The sequence below is a fragment of the Mycoplasma wenyonii genome, assembly GCF_003265155.1.
Classification (GTDB): domain Bacteria; phylum Bacillota_I; class Bacilli_A; order Mycoplasmatales; family Mycoplasmoidaceae; genus Eperythrozoon_A; species Eperythrozoon_A wenyonii_C.
Genome location: NZ_QKVO01000001.1, coordinates 1 through 17,834, shown reverse-complemented (window position 1 = coordinate 17,834; position 17,834 = coordinate 1). Strand labels below are relative to the sequence as shown.

General features: G+C 33.8%; 18 protein-coding genes. 16 read left to right on the top strand and 2 right to left on the bottom strand.

The features are described from left to right. Positions 1-168: 168 nt before the first annotated feature. Genes DNK47_RS00090 through DNK47_RS00080 form a run of 3 tightly spaced genes read left to right on the top strand, consistent with a single transcriptional unit; the run spans position 169 to position 2,171 of the window. Entirely contained in the window at positions 169-1,176 is a 1,008-nt protein-coding gene (locus DNK47_RS00090; protein ID WP_112664925.1) for a DNA gyrase C-terminal beta-propeller domain-containing protein, read from the top strand. 18 nt (positions 1,177-1,194) lie between these two features. After that, positions 1,195-1,566 carry a hypothetical protein gene (locus DNK47_RS00085; protein WP_112664924.1) on the top strand — a complete coding sequence of 124 codons (372 nt, stop codon included), beginning with the start codon at positions 1,195-1,197 and terminating at the stop codon, positions 1,564-1,566. Positions 1,567-1,586: 20 nt separating this feature from the next. Further along, positions 1,587-2,171 (top strand): hypothetical protein, encoded by a 585-nt coding sequence (locus tag DNK47_RS00080; protein ID WP_112664923.1) that lies wholly within the window; start codon positions 1,587-1,589, stop codon positions 2,169-2,171. Here DNK47_RS00080 and DNK47_RS00075 read toward each other — a convergent pair. Continuing rightward, positions 2,168-3,970, bottom strand: coding sequence for a phosphoglucomutase (locus tag DNK47_RS00075; RefSeq protein ID WP_258393864.1), 1,803 nt, complete (start codon positions 3,968-3,970; stop codon positions 2,168-2,170). The two genes, DNK47_RS00080 and DNK47_RS00075, sit on opposite strands and share 4 nt — an antisense overlap. Before the next feature lie 2 nt (positions 3,971-3,972). After that, complete coding sequence (gene trpS / locus DNK47_RS00070) at positions 3,973-5,016, bottom strand: tryptophan--tRNA ligase (RefSeq protein WP_112664921.1); 1,044 nt, start codon at positions 5,014-5,016, stop codon at positions 3,973-3,975. 71 nt (positions 5,017-5,087) lie between these two features. Between trpS and DNK47_RS00065 the strand changes: the two genes are divergently transcribed. The 13 genes from DNK47_RS00065 to DNK47_RS00005 form a co-directional block, all read left to right on the top strand. After that, complete coding sequence (locus DNK47_RS00065; RefSeq protein ID WP_112664920.1) at positions 5,088-6,509, top strand: GTPase; 1,422 nt, start codon at positions 5,088-5,090, stop codon at positions 6,507-6,509. Continuing rightward, positions 6,509-7,159: a thymidine kinase gene (locus DNK47_RS00060; protein WP_258393863.1), complete on the top strand. Its 651-nt coding sequence runs from the start codon at positions 6,509-6,511 to the stop codon at positions 7,157-7,159. The genes DNK47_RS00065 and DNK47_RS00060 overlap by 1 nt, the downstream gene beginning before the upstream one ends. Before the next feature lie 65 nt (positions 7,160-7,224). After that, entirely contained in the window at positions 7,225-7,791 is a 567-nt protein-coding gene (locus DNK47_RS00055) for a hypothetical protein (protein ID WP_112664919.1), read from the top strand. Positions 7,792-7,794: 3 nt separating this feature from the next. Further along, the gene (locus DNK47_RS00050; protein WP_309250879.1) at positions 7,795-9,642 is read left to right on the top strand and encodes a GTP-binding protein; all 1,848 of its coding nucleotides are present in this window, start codon (positions 7,795-7,797) and stop codon (positions 9,640-9,642) included. A gap of 62 nt (positions 9,643-9,704) precedes the next feature. Continuing rightward, positions 9,705-10,484, top strand: a complete 780-nt coding sequence (locus DNK47_RS00045) for a hypothetical protein (protein ID WP_112664917.1) — start codon at positions 9,705-9,707, stop codon at positions 10,482-10,484. Between the two features lie 52 nt (positions 10,485-10,536). Then, the gene (locus DNK47_RS00040; RefSeq protein WP_112664916.1) at positions 10,537-11,496 is read left to right on the top strand and encodes a hypothetical protein; all 960 of its coding nucleotides are present in this window, start codon (positions 10,537-10,539) and stop codon (positions 11,494-11,496) included. Between the two features lie 38 nt (positions 11,497-11,534). Next, complete coding sequence (locus DNK47_RS00035) at positions 11,535-12,245, top strand: triose-phosphate isomerase family protein (protein WP_112664915.1); 711 nt, start codon at positions 11,535-11,537, stop codon at positions 12,243-12,245. Further along, positions 12,245-13,774, top strand: coding sequence for a 2,3-bisphosphoglycerate-independent phosphoglycerate mutase (gene gpmI, locus DNK47_RS00030; protein WP_181454128.1), 1,530 nt, complete (start codon positions 12,245-12,247; stop codon positions 13,772-13,774). The genes DNK47_RS00035 and gpmI overlap by 1 nt, the downstream gene beginning before the upstream one ends. Before the next feature lie 27 nt (positions 13,775-13,801). Continuing rightward, the gene (locus DNK47_RS00025) at positions 13,802-14,557 is read left to right on the top strand and encodes a phosphorylase family protein (protein WP_112664913.1); all 756 of its coding nucleotides are present in this window, start codon (positions 13,802-13,804) and stop codon (positions 14,555-14,557) included. A 31-nt stretch (positions 14,558-14,588) separates the two neighbouring features. Then, positions 14,589-15,866, top strand: coding sequence for a hypothetical protein (locus tag DNK47_RS00020; RefSeq protein WP_112664912.1), 1,278 nt, complete (start codon positions 14,589-14,591; stop codon positions 15,864-15,866). A gap of 29 nt (positions 15,867-15,895) precedes the next feature. Further along, positions 15,896-16,255 carry a hypothetical protein gene (locus DNK47_RS00015; protein ID WP_112664911.1) on the top strand — a complete coding sequence of 120 codons (360 nt, stop codon included), beginning with the start codon at positions 15,896-15,898 and terminating at the stop codon, positions 16,253-16,255. A 6-nt stretch (positions 16,256-16,261) separates the two neighbouring features. Continuing rightward, positions 16,262-17,245, top strand: coding sequence for a hypothetical protein (locus tag DNK47_RS00010; RefSeq protein ID WP_112664910.1), 984 nt, complete (start codon positions 16,262-16,264; stop codon positions 17,243-17,245). 66 nt (positions 17,246-17,311) lie between these two features. Beyond that, a partial coding sequence (locus tag DNK47_RS00005) for an ATP-binding cassette domain-containing protein (RefSeq protein WP_181454127.1) occupies positions 17,312-17,834 on the top strand: 523 nt, incomplete at its 3' end.

Here is a 17,834-nt window from a genome sequence, read left to right as displayed (position 1 = left end):
TAACTTTTATTAAGTATTGTTTGAGTTTTTTCTTAAAGAGTTATTTGTTATGGTTTTTTGAAATATTTATTAAATATTCGAAAATCTCTAAAAGAATTAAATGCAAACCTAAATAATTGTTAAATTAACGAAATATTGCATTAAATTTAAAATTTCAATCAAATAAATATGACAAAAGAGCTATTGATTTTATTTATTAATGAATCTAATCATGTGGCTTCTATACCGCTTAAAACTATTGAAGAGCAGTGAAAAGATAAAAAACTGGTTAATTTAGGTAGCAAGAAAAATTTTCAAATCTTTATAACTCACAAGAATTCTCAATTATTTTTCTTTACTAATTTGGGAAAAGTCTATGGCGTAAACAGTGAAGAATTAATTGGAACTCCATTAAACATTTTTGTCAAAGATGACCATTGCTTTATAGATTTTCTGAGTTTTAAGGAAATTATCAAAAAGAATGAAAAGAAACCAGAAGGAGAGGCTGAAGAAATTAATGAAATTCAGATAGTTACTGTGATTTCTGAATATGACCTAAACCTTTCAAAAAAATCAAGTTTGTTTTTAGTTACAAAGAATGGAATCGGTAAAAAGTTAGAAATAGATCATGTAAAGGGCGCCAATGACTTTGGAAGAAAGATTATTAATTTACAAAAAGGAGATCAATTAAAGGAAGTAAAGAGAGTGAATGAAAATACTGAATTGGTTTTGGTTTCTACAGGAGGTAGAGCAGTTAAATTTAGTTCTTCCAGCTTAAGAGGACTGGGAAGAGTCGCTGTTGGAGTTAAGACAATAAATCTTAAGACACCTTATTTAGGTGGAAAAAATCATGAAGTGGCATTTGCTACAAATAGCTTAGAAGGAGATCATCTGTTAATAATTGGAGATAAGGGATTTGGGAAAAGAATTAAGTTGAATCAATTTCCTTTAGTGCGAAGAGGAGGAAAGGGAGTAATTTGTCATAACTTTAATTCTGCAGGCTGGATTATTTATGCTTCTTGTGTAAATCAATATGACTATCTAATTGGTTACACTCGCAGGAATTATCTTCACAAGATTGACATAAAAGATATCTTTTTGACAGATAAAAGATATGCTAGAGGAGAGTTAGTACTTAAAGAAAAATCAAAAGTGTATGATAGTTTAGTTGGAGTTATTAAATATATTGATTATTAAGATTTGAAATTAGGCGATATGTCTTGAATTGGATTTTTAGATGCTACCACTATAGGTAGTGTATTAGGTTCTGTTATTCCTTCAGTAATTGGTTTAGCTGTTTATATTTGTCAGTTTTATTTGAAAGTTAAGCAAAAAGGTTGAAAGAATCTAAATGAACAAGACTGAAGAGAATTAGGGGTAGAGGTTGAAAAAGAATTTAACTTAATTAGTTCCGCTTTGAAAACAACTTGTGAACATCATTGTTGTGAACACTGTCAAAAAACTTCACCTAATTTAATTGCTCAAGTACAAGAAGTTCATAATCAATTGTCCAAGTCTAAGACCAATTTGATTGAAAGAGCAAATGTTCAAGTACAAAAGAACTTAACACCTCCAAATACTAAATAGAGGGTTAGATATCTAACCCTTTGATCCAGACCAAGTATTTAATTTCTTTAATATTTCTTTTTTCTGGAGGGGCTAACGGAATAGCTTTTGGCCCAAAGCTTTTTAACTCGGGGGGGGCATTCCTTCAAAAAATTAATGACAGTTTAAATAAAAACTCTAAGCTTTTGGAAGAATTATCTCAAGCAGAAACAGTTAGATTACTTAAAGAGAAAGAAGAAAGTATTAAAAAAGCCAATGAATTGGAGCAAAATTCCCAGAAAATGAATCAAAAAAGAGAGCAATCAGATGCTAGCAGAAAAGAAGTTGAAGCAAAACTAAAAGAAACTAAGGAAAGTCAAGAGAGACAAACTCAACAACTGGAAGAGAAGAAAACACAAATACAAAAGAGTTACGAAGAAGAATCAAGACAAAATTCCGAACAACTTCAAAAGTCTGCTCAAGAATTAGCAGAAAAGTTTAAGAAAACTTGAGAAGAACAAGGTCAAGCAATAAAGAAAATCCTACAAGAAATTCAAGCATCAAATAAAACAAAAATAGAACAATTAGCCAAAGATATTACAGAAATGCCAAATAGAATCTTTGAAGAAAACTCTAAAAGAGACTAATTCACTCCTGTTAATTCATCGCTAATTAGATATTTTTCTAACAACTTAGTTAATAGTTGGATGGTATAGTCTAAATTAGCTCTTTTTTCTCTAACTATGTTTTCTCAATTACTTGTTCCCTTCCCTTTTAATTCAGAGATATTGTTGTAGAGATTGAAGTAGAGCTTAAATTTAGGCTCAGTTCCAGAGAATCTAGCTTTAATTCAACTGCTTGAACAACTAGATAAAGAGAACTTAAATATTCCCTCACTTTCTCCTCTTGAAGCTTTTAGCTGGAATCTTTCCAATTGGAATTGTTTCTCATTATCTGCAAGTCAATTTAATTTTTTAAGGATACTTTCTTTTTTTTCTTGAGTGACTGTAAATGGAACAGTTTTTCCTAGTCAGACCAATCCAACTTTTCACATTAACCAATAAAGTTGAGAGATTAGTTTTCTATTTTCAGACCTCAAAGGATCTTGTCCTGAACCTAATTTATAGAAACCTATCATGTACATAGTTAATAGTGTCTGTTGAAATCCATCCTTCTCTAGAGAGATTTCAGGAAGGAATAATCCACCAATTGCTTCCTCACAACCCATTAACACTTCCCCTTTCTCCGAGTACTCTTTAGCTACTTTTCCAATACTTTTAAATCCTGTGTTGGTTCTGATAATTTCTATCTGAATATTAGGTTGAAATAACTTAACTACCTTATCAATAAAGTCTCCACTTACATAAGTAGTAATTAAATATTTGTATTTGATTTGAGCTCCATATTTAGAAGATTGAGCTAACTCTAGTAAGAAATAAGCCAGCAATACTGCCATTTCATTTCCAGTAAAGTAATATCATTTGTCTTTAGTTCACTCTGCTATTGCACTTCTATCAGAATCAGGATCATGAGCAATGAGATAGTCTGTATCTAGTGATCTTGCAGCTTTAGCCATATCTCTAAAAGATTTAGGATCTTCCGGATTAGTGATCTCATTATTTGAGAAGTTACTAGTAGGAGTACACTCCCAGTAGTATTCTTTAAATTTTTGAGCCCCGATATTCCTAGCCAAGATGGCCATTCTCCCGCAGGAAGTACCATGATGGGCTGAAAACAAGAACTTAATTGTTCTTATTACAGTACTTCCCAAGAAATAGAACTTTCCCAATCTCTTTTGTATTTCTCTAGTAATAGCTATGGCATATTGTTCAAAGCTTTCTTGATCTAGTGACTCAAATTTAGAACCAGAACTGTGCTTAATTTTTAGATAATTTTCTGGTTCAGGGAAATAACTTCTTATTAGAGATTCTTGCTCTGCACTCAATTGACCTCCATTGGGGCCATATAGCTTAAAACCGTTGTAATCTTGAGGATTATGACTTGCTGTGATCATTACTCCTCCTTTTAACTTTCTCTGTTGAATATAGAAAGCTAATATAGGAGTGGCAATAGAGGTTAAAGAGATAATTGCTGGGACTGCATGATACTCTAATACTTTATATATTGTTTCTGCAAATAGCCTACCATGCTCTCTATTGTCATAACCAATAAGTATTGACTCCCTTTCAGGACAAGAAAGAAGGAATTTGGCATAAGCTTCTGCGAAAGCTCTACAGGTATGTACATTAAGTCTTTTAGGCCCTAGTCCTGTTAAAGCTCTAATCCCAGAAGTACCAAATTGAAATTCAGAGCCATTAAGTGTAAATAACTCTTCTTGTTCTGAACTAGTTAGAACCTTTAGTTTTTGTTTCTCGGCGAGAGTTAGTCTTTCACTATTGAGCCATTTAAGGTAAAAATCTCTTGATGTTAAGGCTTTCTCTGACAACTTTAACTAGTATTACCTGCTTTTCCTACCGAAGAGTAAATTAGGTCTAATTTTTTTCTAGCAATTAGTCTTAAGTAATTTGCATTTTTTTGAAGCATTTCTTTAATGTCTTGATCCTTTAATTGAGAGTATTTCTCTTGTATAGAAATAATTCTTTCAATTACTACCTTAGAGAGTTGCTCTTTAAATTCTTTGTAGTTAAGAGACTTTACTTTTTCAAAGATTTCTTCAAGACCTTGGTTAGATAGAGAGGAATAGATAGAAAGGAGATTGTGAATACCTGCTTGAGTCTTATCTAAAGTTATTTGGTTTAGGGAGTCTGTTTTAGCTCTCATAATTTTTTGAGTGATCTCTGAGGGATTATCGCTGAAGAAGATGACTCCATCTTTATTAGTAGTACTCTTAGACATTTTCTTTGAAGGGTCAATTAGATCCATTATCTTGGCCCCTGCATCTAAGTGGATAGCAGAGAGTTTATTTTGAAAAATATTACAGGAGTAAAGCCTATTTATTCTGGTACTTAATTCAGAACATAACTCTAGATGTTGAGTTTGATCTTCCCCAACTGCTAGGTATTGAGAATCATAGAGTAGTATGTCTGCAGCCATAAGTACTGGATAGACTAAAACACCAAATAAGTTAGGTTCAGTCCCATTTGGTTCCTTAAATTGACTCATCAGGAATTTATATTGAGTCATTATTTGGAGCTCACCTAATTTAGAGTGAGTCAATAAGAAATAAAACAGCTCTAGATGTTCAGCTTTTAAATCCGATTGAAGCACTATTCTTGTTTTCTCAGGGTCAACTCCGCAGGCAATGACCCACTTAATCAACTCTCAACTTCTTTGATTAATAGTTCTAAATGAGATCTTTTGAATTGATAGGGGAATAGTGTAAGCATGTAAATCTGCAATCAAAAGAATAGAGTTGAAGGAGTCTTGATTCTTAATTAAAGGAAGTAAAGAGCCAATATAGTTTCCTAGGGTCAAAGTTGAGGTAGGTTGGATCCCACAAATTAATGTAGGTTTTTCTTTATTTAGAGTCATTTTTAGCTAGTTAATTTGGAGTGTCAATTGCCTTTTTAAGATATAAAAAGTACTTGATTTTCTAAGGTTTTATGAGTTACAAAATAGCTTTGGTAGGCTTACCAAATGTAGGAAAATCTTCAATCTTTAACCTCTTGAGCTCACAATTGAAATCCACAGTTGCTCCTTATCCATTTTCAACTATTCATACAGTTAAATCAGTGGTTGACTTTCCTGATGAAAAACTAGACAAAATTTATCAATTATTTCTGTGATGATTTAGAGATAGCTTAAATTCTTCTAAATTAATTAAAAAACATTGCTCTTTTGAATTATGAGATATAGCAGGAATAGTTCCCTTAGATGGAACTGAGGAAAAGACTTCAGAATTAGGTCCAACTTTTTTGTCTCACATAAGAGCTTCAGATTTGATTCTTCTAGTAGTCAGAGCCTTTAGTGATCAAACAGCCCCCTCTAATCTGAAGGATTTTCTTAAAGAAAGACCTGAGTTCTATGATATTCTCTCTGGCTTAGACTCTTGGGCTGATAGTGAAGATTCCCCCAAAGAGTTAACAAAAACTAATGAGTTTCTGAAAGAGCAAGGAGTCTCAGATCTCTCCTTTTTAGGTAACTACAATTTCAAGAACTCTGTAGATATAAATTCCCCACCCAACAAGAATGAAGTTTCAAATTTAAATAGATTCTCGGAAAGCATATTAGAGACTCAATTAGTCTTAATGACTTTAATTAAGTCTGATTTAGAGATTCTTACTAAAACTATTCAGAAGTACTCTAAGAATCTAAAGGACAATGAAAAAGAGCTTGGAATATTAAATCCCATTAAGACTGAATTAGAAAAAAGAAGACATGTGCCCATTAGTTCTCTTGAAAGCTACACCAATTTATCCAAGCAGGATCGAGAAATAGTTAATAGTCTCTCACTATTAAGCTCTAAGCCCATAATAGTATTGGCTAACTATGGGTCTAGTTCTGAATCTCTAGAGAATCTTTTTGGTCTAGAAAAGTGAGTTACTAAGCACTCTTTACCCTTTTGTTCTTTGAATTTAGAGGCAGAAGAGATCTATTCCTTATTGAATTCTGAAGAAGAAAAGATAGAGGCTAAAAGCTCTATCTATCTAAGGTATTCTTCCAAAGATAAGCTATTCAGTACCATTAAAGAGGTCTTGAAGCTAAGTTCTTTCTACACCTTTAAATTAGAGGATTCAATTGGTAGAAAATACAGCCTCACTAACTGGAATTGAAAGCTAGAACCTGTTTCAGGAGAGATCAGAGCCTGACTCTTTGATCAATCAGAAGAAAACAACTATCTTTATAAGTGTGTTTCCAGTATTCACAATCAACTCTCTGATTACTTTGTCTCTTCTAAGTTAATAGAAAGTGATAAGTTCTTAAAACTTTCTCCTGTACAAGAGTTTTCCAGCGAGTTAATTACTGGTTCCAAGAACTATAAATTGCAAGGAGGAGAGATAGTTCAGATTATTGCTTCAATTTAGTGCCTTTTAGTCTTAGAAATAATTCAGCTACTTTAACAGTTATTTGTGGTCCCATGAAATCTGGTAAGTCCAAGGAATTATTTCTAATAATGGACAGACTCAACTATCAAAAGATAGATTACAAGATCTTTAAACCTAAGCTAGATACTAGAAATAGAGACACTATCTCGTCTAGGTATTTTTCTTTATTTAACTCTGCAATAATTATTGATGAAAGTGTTCCTTCAGAGATACTAGAACATATTCCCAAAGAATTATCTAAGCCCTTAACTGTATTAGTTGATGAAGCGCACTTCTTCTCACATGAATTGATCTCAGTAGTTAAGTTATTGCTTTTTAGAGGAGTTAATGTGGTCATTTCAGGATTAGATTGCGATGCTCACTTCAATACTTTTGGGCCAATGGGAGATCTATTGGCAATAGCAACCAATATTAAAAAACTAAATGCAGTGTGTGAGTCTTGTTTTAGTTCAGCTAGTTTAAGTGCACTAAAAGACTCAGTTCAATCTTTTGAGAGAGGAAATATCCTTATAGGTAATGATCAATATCTTGCTTTGTGTTTAAATTGCTATTTAAAACATACTAACTACTCGGAAAAAATTCCAGTAACCCACTTAACTGAGAAATATGAAAAATTGAATTCAAACTAAATACTTTAGTTAGTTAAGTTAATAGTTTTTAGTTAAATTAATTCTCTTAATTAATCAGTTAACTTATGAGGTTTCTCAAAAGATGAATCAGGAAGTGACAATACACCATCAATTCCATTCAGAGGAATATACATAGAAAAATCAAGCTTATTCAACTAAAGATCAATGCAATTATTCGTGCTATTCAACAATTCTTTCTTAGGCTATGAAACAAACTTGTTGTTATTCCCTGCAAGTTTATTGTCAAGTGATGAAATAGGTTATTTTGAAGACATGTCGTTAGGTTTAGTAGATGGGTTTTTAGAAAGACTTCTTTCTTTAGGTGAAAAAAGTTTGCCTCCGCAACCTCTGAAGCTGAAAAGGAAAGATATCGATTATTTATAGAGGTATTAGGGGGCTGAAAGAATATAGTGGCTTTTAAATGTAAAACTAAAAGTTGACACCTAAAGATAATACATTCATTCTTAATTGATTGAGAAAAAATACCGCATTTTGGAATTAGAGTAGTTCAGTGAAACTGACCTTATCTAAATCTAGCTATAGGTTCTTACTCTAAATGAATATTTAAGAGATTAAGAAAAACTACTAAGATGCCTTTTAGGATTAAGGAGAACAAGAGGGCTTTTAAGTAGAACTTAATTATTAAAAGAAACAAGAATTTTTGCATTATTGCACATATAGACCACGGGAAGTCTACTCTTTCTGACAGAATAATAGAGCATTGTTTAAATCTACCTCTCTCTTCCATTTCCAATTGTTTCTTAGACAGTATGGAGCTAGAGAAAGAAAAGGGAATAACTATAAAGCTGGCATCTATCAGATTAAGTTGGAAAGATTGCCATCTTAATCTCATAGACACTCCTGGACATATAGACTTCTCTGCAGAGGTATTTAGAAGTCTCAAGGTATCTGAATCGGCTGTACTGTTAGTTGATTTAACTAAGGGAGTTCAAGCCCAAACTATCTCACTATTCAAGAAAGCTAAGAAAGAGAATCTAAAGATTATTCCTGTACTTAATAAGATTGACTCTCCTTTAGTTACTAAGGCACAAACCGCCCAGATAATTGAAACACTAGGTAAGGAACCTTTTGGCTTTAAAGAAGAAGAGTTTAAGTACATCTCCGCCAAGACGGGTCAGGGAGTTAAAGATCTTTTAGATTACTTAGTGGAGGTCATTCCAGATCCATCTGCTCACAAGTATCTCTCCAAGTTAAATATTCCTTTTATTCAAGAGAACAAGCTTTGCGCTCTCGTATTTGAGGCAGAGTACAGTAACCAAAGAGGAACTATCTTGACTATTAGAGTGTTCTCAGGAAAGCTTTCTGTTGGAGAAGAAATCTATCTAGTTAAGGCAAAGGTAAAGACAAGGGTTAAGGGAATTGAGTTCTTGGTGCCAAAAGTAGAGAAAGCAGAGAGTATCTCTGCTGGGGAAGTGGGAAGAATCTATTTGTTTCTCGCTAAGGATTTGCAGTTAGAGTCCGGAGAGCATATCTGTAACTATCCTGCACCACCCAAAGATCAACTTGAGTTACTTCCCGAAACTAGTAGCATGAGTTCTTTTAAGGCTATGATATTTAGCTTTATAGCTCCCTATGAAGAGTCTCAGAGAGAGTTATTTATTAATAGTCTGTCTTCTTTGAAACTCTCAGATACTTCTTTTTCCTATAACTTTGTTAAGTCCTCAGCATTAGGTTTTGGAGCCAACATAGGAGCCTTGGGACCTTTACATCTAGAGGTTTTGGTCTCAAGATTAGAGAAAGATTATAGACTACAGTTGGTTAGTGGACCAGCCACTATTGAATACAAAGCAGAACTTAAGCAAGGAGGAGAGATTTGATTTTCTTCTGCGCAGGATTTACCGGAAAGAACTACAGTTTCTCAATATCTAGAACCTTATATTCAGTTAGATTTGTCTTTTCCTGCTCAGTGTGAGAAAGAGTTTATGGGCTTTATCTCTACCAAAAGATCAGCAAGTTTGCTCTCAATTAATAGAACTGAAAAGGAAGTAGAGACTCAATATTTCCTTCCATTGTCAGAATTGAATTCCTCTTTAATACATGCTTTGTTTGCTATCACTAAAGGATATATAGATTACAGTTATTCTCTAGCTGATTATGTTCCCTTAGCTCTAGTAAAAGTCTCTATATGTATTAATAACTTAGAGTATCCAGAATTAAGTTTTTTAACAGAGAGAGGAGAGGCAAGTACCAAAGCCAGAGATATACTTCTAAAGCTAAAGAGTAGTCTTTCTGCGCAACTTTATGAATTAGCATTACAGGCCAAGATAGATGGAAAGATTATTGCTAGAGAGACTCTTAAGGCTATTGGTAAAGCTGTAGCGGCCAAATGCTATGGAGGAGATATTACTAGAAAGAAGAAATTATGAGAAAAACAGTCTCAGGGAAAAAAGAGACTAAAACAAGAATCTAAACTGAAACTTCCACACTCCTTCTTTAAGACTCTAATCACGAGTCATAATTAGTAAAATCAAGATTAAGTTTTGTTTACCTTAGAGTTTCTTAAATAGCCTTCTAGAGCCATTTTATGGAATCAGAAACTAACAAATTATCTACCTTAAATCCACTAGAAGACCCTAATTTTAGTGTAGAGAGTTGTTACTCAGACAATCTATCTTTAGAAGAAAAGATAACTAGAACCATCTTACTTCTTTCTAAGGTAGATGGAATACCTAGTGTAGAGAATCTATTGAATAGTTTGAAGTTACAAAAGAGTAATATTCTTTCTCTCTATGATGTATTGTCTGCAGAGATAAGAGCTAAATTACTAGATCATTTAGAAGAGTTATTTGAATTGAAACTAAATAGTTCTAAGTGAGAAAGAAAGATGGATCATTTACTTTATCTAGTGAGAACTAATAATGTTTTCCCTAATAGCTTGACTCAAGATCACTTGCCTAAGTCTAAGGAATATAGACAATTCTTAAGTCTATACAGTGAGAATATGAGTTTCCAACAAGAGATACTTAAGTTAAAGAGTTCAGTTTCTTTACTATTAGATTCTCAGAGACTATTAGATAAGAACTTTGCTATTCATATGGCTCATCTAGACTATCAGATAATCTCTTTGGCTCGTATTCTATCTAACTTAAGTGAGGCAAGTAGAGAAGAAGTAGACTCACTCTATCACTCGAAGTTTGATAGAGTAGAAGAGTTAATTAGCAGAATTACTGAAAGAGAAGAGAAATTCAATAAGCTAAGACTAACTATGAAGTTAAATCCAGAAAACTTTATATATGATGGGTTTAAGAAGAATATCCTAAATGACATTGACTCTTTTGAGCGTTTGACAATAACAAGAGGATAACTATTCTTTTATAGTTCGGGCTAGCTTTTAAATTTAAAAAAACTCATTAGTTATGCCGAGTGTAACCCTTCCAGCTTTAGGCTTAGAGACACAAGGAATTGCTTTACCTGTTAGTGGTTCTGATGTTGCTCAACAAACAGATACTGCTGTAGATAGTTCTCATAGTAGCAACGGAGGACAGTTATTTATTAAGGGAATTAATATCCCTGAACTTAAGAAGTATTACAAGAAACTTAAGAGAAATATATTTATCTCCATGTTCATTGCACAGTCTGTTTTTATGGCAGCACTTTGATTTATTTTTGTTGAGAGCGGAAATATGTGGGGTTGGACAGCTACAATTACTTTTTCCGCAAAGGCTTTAGAAAGTGTAAAAAGTAGTGGCCCGTGAGCACAAGTTCCTATTTCAGTGGGATTTGGCTCTTTCTTGCTGGGTTCCATTAAGAATCTTTTCAGACTTTCAGCCCAGAAGAAAAGAATTTGTTGGGAGTGTGATTTATGTCAGTCAGGAAGATATCCTACCTCTTTGACTCCTGCATTAAGTCAAAAGATATTAACTCTTTTCGCCTGAAGAATTAATGGTTTTTGAGTAGGTTTTACCATTGCTGGACTTGGGGTAGTTGCAGGTGTTTATGGATACTTTATAAGGGGATTCCACGATTCTGTGTGAAAAGTTGAATGAGAGAGGATTAAAGACGGCATTTTTAAATGACAAAACACAGCAGGAGGAAAGACGATTAAAGTTTCTGTGTTAGTTGGATTGTTTGGTCTGTTAGTTCTCTTTACTACAAATGTTTTTAGCCGGTTCGCCATCAAGAATGCTTTGAAGATCTTTGACTCTGATGAGATGAATATGCATCCTGACATTAGAGAAAAAGTATTCAGACTAAATAAGAGAAACAAGATTATCAGCACTGTAATACTGTGTGTATTGGGATTAGCAATCTTCATTATTCTAAAGAGATTGATAGTGGCAGTATTTAACAGAAGCTTTAATGTATCTAAGTGGTAATGCAAAGGAAATAAACTTTTAAATTAGTTGGGTTACTAATGACTAGAAAGAGAATAATTGGTAACCTGAAGATGAATCTCCTGAGACACGAACTTAGCTTTTACTTTTTAGAACTAAAGAAGAGATTTCAAGATGAAACTCCTGAACATCAATTAGGTTTTGCTGTACCTTATATCTATCTGGAAAAAGTAGCTGAAGAAATTCAATCTGAAATACAGTTGTTAGCACAAGATGTACACCATTTAGAAAAAGGAGCCTATACTTCTTCTATTTCTGCCTCTCAATTGAATTCAATTAATGTCCGATCAACCTTAATTGGTCACTCAGAGTGCAGAGCTTTAGGGCAAACAGAAGATATAGTCTCTAAAAAGGTAAGAATTGCTTTACTTAATGGATTCAATGTAGTCTATTGTTGCGGAAAAGATCCTTTAAGAGAGATTAAGAATGAGCTATTCTTTATTAACTCCTCTAACTTAGAAAGAGTGGCTATTGCTTTTGAACCATTAAGTGCAATTGGTTCTGGTTCCGCAATGCCTCCTGAACTAGTAGCGAAACAACTAGAAGAAATAAGGAGTTTAGCTATAGATATGTGGGGAGAGGCTGGAAGAAAAGTTCCATTACTGTATGGAGGATCAGTTTCTCCAGAAAATTACAAGTCATTTTTAAGTCTTCCTGTATGTGATGGGATCTTAGTTGGTTCAGCCTCTTTGAATATCGACAATATGTGAGAAATGGCTATGAATAGATAGTGGCAAAGAGAGTATTCCTGACAATATTAGATGGTTGAGGACTTAGAGAAGAGAAAGAATGAAATGCAATAGCCAATGCAGACACAAAGAACTATGACTTTCTTTCAAAGGAATATCCTATGACTTCATTGACCGCCTCAGGAGAAGCGGTTGGATTGCCTGATGGTCAAATGGGAAACTCTGAAGTAGGTCACTTAAATATAGGGGCTGGTAGGGTAGTTGAGACTGGACTTTACAGAATAAATCAAGCAATTAAGTTAGGACAATTTGCCTCTCTAGAGGCTGTTCAGGCAGTATTTGAAGACCTAAAGTTTGATCCTGACTCAAAACTACACATTATGATTCTGGCCTCAAGAGGAGGAGTTCACTCCCATATAGATCACTTGTATGCTTTTCTAGGTGTAACAAAAGAACATGGAGTTAAGCCTTTTGTACATCTATTCAGCGACGGTAGAGATGTGCCCCCTAAACAATTCCTGACTGATTTAGCAGAAATAGAAACAAAGATAAAGGAGGCTGGAGCGATGTTAGCCTCTATTTCAGGAAGATACTATGCAATGGATAGAGATGAAAACTGGGATAGAACAGAGAAGGTCTTAAAGGTATTTGTAAAAGACAAAGGAACCCCTCATTTTAAGTCTGCAGAAGAATATGTGAATTCAGAATATGAAAAAGGAATTACAGATGAATTTATTAACCCTTCAGCCTCAGAAGAGTATATGTCTTCTGAAGGATTAAATGATGGAGATGTTGTAGTCTTCTTGAACTTTAGACCTGATAGAGCTAAACAAATATCTCACTTATTAGTTGATTCTGCTGATTTATATGCCCATAGAACTCCTTTAACTCCTGATGATTTATCTTTGTATTCTATGACAGATTATGAAGGGATTTTGACTGCCGGAGTATTCTTTCCAGCTATTCAATTAAAGAACACTATGGGAGAAGTGATGAATCAACTAGGCAAAGCTCAATTAAGAGCCGCAGAGAGCGAGAAATATCCTCATGTTACTTACTTCTTTGATGGGGGAGTAGAAAAACAATTTGAGAAGACAGAAAGAATTATTGTTCCTTCGCCAAAAGTAGGTACCTATGATAAAGCCCCCGAGATGTCTATCTTTGAGCTATATGAAAAGATTGAAGCAAGTGTTAAATCTAAAGACTTTGACTTAGTAGTAGTTAATTTAGCTAATCCAGATATGGTGGGGCATTCAGGTGATTTTGAAGCCACTGTTAAAGCTTGTTCTGCTGTAGATAAGGTATTAGGGAAAATATACAACTTAACTAAAGAAAAGGGCTATACCTTAGTAGTTATGGCAGATCATGGTAATGCAGATGTAATGAGAGATGAAAAGGATGAACCACACACTGCTCACACTCTATCTCCAGTACCGTTAATTGTTTGTGATAAAGATGTAGTACTTAAGAATGGAGGGAAGTTAGGGGATGTTTCTCCAACTATTCTTGAATTACTATCTATCAAACAGCCTGAAGAAATGACAGGAGAATCTTTGCTATTAACAAAGTAAAATTTCCTTAAGTTTTAGATAGCATAAATGATTAAAGTTCCCACAGCACACAACGCAGCCCCAAAAGGATCAATATCCAAGTGAGTGATAGTTACTGGAGATCCTTTGAGATGCAAAAAGTTTGCAGAAATGTATCTGGAGAACTTTAAGCTATTAAGTTCAGTAAGAAATGTTTATTGTTACACGGGAACATATAAAGGGGTTGAGATTACGATTATGGGTCACGGAATGGGCCAAGGATCTATGGGAATCTATAGTTATGAATTGTTTGCTCCCGAGATCTATGATGCAGACTTTGTTATTAGATTGGGTTCTTGTGGAGCATTAAATAGCAAGACTCATATTAACGATATAGTTGTTGTTGCAGGAATTAAAACCAACTCTAACTATGGAGACTTATTGAAACTTCCATATAAAACAGGAGATATTGTAGAAGTAGATCCACAATTAATTGAATTAGCTCATAAGTGTGCTACAAATCTAAATATTCCCTTGTTTAATTCAATTAACTGATCACAAGATAACTTCTATATTCCCTTAACTCTTAGAGGCTTGGGAGAATATTCAGGTTGCGACACTGTAGAAATGGAAAGCTATGCACTATCAGTTAATGCAAAATACCATAAAAAGAAAGCCTTAACCATCTTAACTGTTGTGGATGAAATTAAAGATGATGTAGGATTTGTAGAGCTAAATTGAAAGGAAAGAGAGCAAAATCTAAACAACATGTTCTTAATTGGTTTAGATGTTCTAGTTCAATATTCAAAGCTAAATAAAGTCTAAGAAGACTTTAGATAAACCTAGGTTTGGGCCATTGCCCAAGTCTAAGTTAACTAATTCTATGAAAGAACTCCAAGAATTTCCCCAAAACTCTTTATTTCTAAAGGAAAGAGAAGATTTATTAGCTAGTTCTTTATTGCTTGAACCTAAAGATGGTGATAGCTGATCTGTTAGTAAAGAGACATTAGCTAGCATAACTTCCAAATTAGATAAAAATAAGAATTGAACATTACTTCCAGAACTAAAAAACTTAAAAACCAGTAGACTCTTTACCTGAGAAAAACTGTGAGATCATTCTTTTTTATATCCAACCTCTTATTTTTTCTCTCATTCACTTAAGAAACTAGGAGAAGAAGAGACAGACTCAACACCTTCTCTATCTGATAAAAATCTTTACCTAAGATTCAAGAAATCAACTAAGAAAACTAACTATAGTTGAGCGAATCAATATCTAGATCTTGTTGACCTTGAAGCTCTTAGAAAGGAGTTAATTGATGAAAGACAAAAGGCCAAAGAAGAGAATCTTCTCTCTGAGCTAACCAAGTTAGATCTAATTAGACAGTTTGAGACGTTTGATGAAAAGCTGGTAGCTTCTTCTCTCGACTTAGAGAAAACTGTAACCACACAAGAATCTGCCCCACAAGTAATTGTTGAGTGAAAGCCCCCCACCTTAGAGATCACTCCCCTCGAGATCAAATTACCTTTACCCAATTGCCTTCCTTCTATGTTTTTGTCTTATGTAAATTCCAAAGATTTTGCTAGATCCACCACAGAACCTTTAAAAGCTCCTCCTGAATGACTTAAGAAATTAAGCTCTCTAGGAAAAAGATGATCAATTGCTAAATATATTCCTGAAGAAAGAACTAAAGCACTCTTTAGCCCTCCAGATCTAAAAACTCTAACTAAACAAAATGTTCAATGACAAGATCCAGAAGAAAAGTGACATTACTACTATCTGCCTCTAATTACTCTCTTCTTTGACAAATTTAGAGAAAGATATAAGAAATCCCTAATAACTACTTGAGAAGAGCAAGAATACACCTTCCCATTAACCGAAATAGATCTCTCTGATTCTTTAGATCCTTCTAGAACTAAAGATAGACCCATCTTTGTATATGAAGGAATTCCTTCTATAAAGATAGGTAGAGAGCTAGAATTAATTCAGTCAATTATTGATCGTTATAGCGCTCACTATGAGGAACAAGCAAAAAAGGAATTTGCTGAAGAGGGTTTTGCTCCAGTTGAATTAAGTCAATCTTTGAGCTCTACTGAATTACTAAATGAAATGGAAAAAGAAAATAATATTGTCTAACCCCTAGAATCTATTATTTAACTTAACTAATGGAAAAGGATTCAAGAGATAGTTACGAGAGATATCTAGAAGAAGTTACTTTATCTGATGGAGATACACCTGAACCCAAAACAAAGTTAGCTTGAAGTAGAGAATCTTCAGATGAATTAGAAGATCTAAATAGTCACTTTAGGTTCAAGTGACAATTCTTTAGAAAGCTTTATGATACTTTCTTCATAATAGATAATCGAGCATTTCAGTGAGATGGTTATTGCCCTCGCTTTGAGAGAGCAGAATTATTTGATAAGTGTAAGAGTTATTCGTTTAGTTTCTCTAGACTCTTCTGGGAAAGGGTTTTTAGAGATACTAGACCTCTAAACTCTAGTATTAGGGCTAAAAAGTTTAGATAAAGGTTAATGAAAAATATAAATATTCCTAAACATGATGGGTTTATAGAAAGAGACTATAAGTTTGAGAACTTAATTGTTTGAGATGTAGATTATGACCAAGGAGATTACCAGAATCAAGATGGAGTTTTAAGTTCTACTAAAGATAAGAAAGAATTAATATCAAAGCCAGTAAATCCCCAAGAGACCCCCTCACCAGAGCCCATTGTATTAACTTCTATTCCCCAAAGAGTTCAACAATCTTTTTTCTCTAGAGAGAGACTTCAAGTAAGCCAAAGCTGTAAAGCCTATGGAGAAACAATAGAGGAAGATAAGGGGTCTGTCTTAAAAGAAATTGCTTTAGATCGTAATTTAGAACTCAATAAGCTTTTTCCAGATATCAGTCCTCTTTTTAGAAATGCGCAAAAAGACCTAGAAGAAGAGGAACACCAAAAGTTACTCAAGGAACAAGAAAAAAGTTTTCAACAAGATCAAAGAAATGTACATACCTATAACTTAAAAGACTTTCCTTTAGCGGAACCAGAATTAATTAATCAATTAGCAGAGATTCATACTAGATTCTTTCAACTGCTATCTAAACTACAAAATACTCATACCCCAGATGATTTTGCCACTGCTTTCAGAATACAAGACAGAATTGCCTATCTTCTAGATAATCAAACCCTACTCTACAAGACCTTAACTAAGAAATTAATTGGATATCTTGAAAAAATAAATAAGAGACTAGAGAAATATCTCGCAGACATAACTATAAAACAAGAAGATATTAAGAAGATGAATTCTCAAATCTCTAGATTCAATGAATATGACAGAAAAACTCAATCTAGAATAAATCAAGCTGAAAAAGAAACCAATCTATTTAAGAAAGATCTTCAAAGTTATCAGGATAGCTTAAGAGGCTTAAAGTCTGAATTACAATCTTCAGAGCCAGAAAGTAATGTCCAAGAACAGAAATTTAATCCAGAATCTAACCAAGACCTTGTAGTTCATTAAAAAATCCTCTTAAATGAGGGTTTTGAGGACCAAGAACCATAATATTATGTTCTTGTAGCTGGATTGATACGGGAGAGGGGAATTCCACTTCTTCAGCTTTCATCAGTTTCAAAAAAATATGACTCCAAAGGTAAGTTAATACTCAAGAACTTTAGCTTAGACATAGAGAAAGGTTCTTTTGTTACTATCATTGGCCCCTCTGGTTCAGGAAAAACCACCATTCTTAACTTAATTGCAGGTTTCATTAAGCCTGATAAAGGAAAGATTCTTCTCTCAGGGATAGATATAAAAGACATTCCGCCTAACCAGAGACCTACTGCTACAGTCTTTCAAGATTATGCCCTATTTCCTCACCTGAATGTCTTTGAAAATATTGCTTTTGGCCTTAAGAAACAAAAGAAGATACTTGAGGATCCTCCTCAGCACAAGAAAGAGAAGATGGAGAAACTCTTATTAAAAGCCAAATTTAAGAGTCAATCCAACCTAGAGAAGGTCTCTCTAGAAACCACCAAATATACCAATCTACTTAAGAAATGATTTAACTATCTAGGCATAACTGAAGAAAAACAATTAAGAAAGAATAGATACT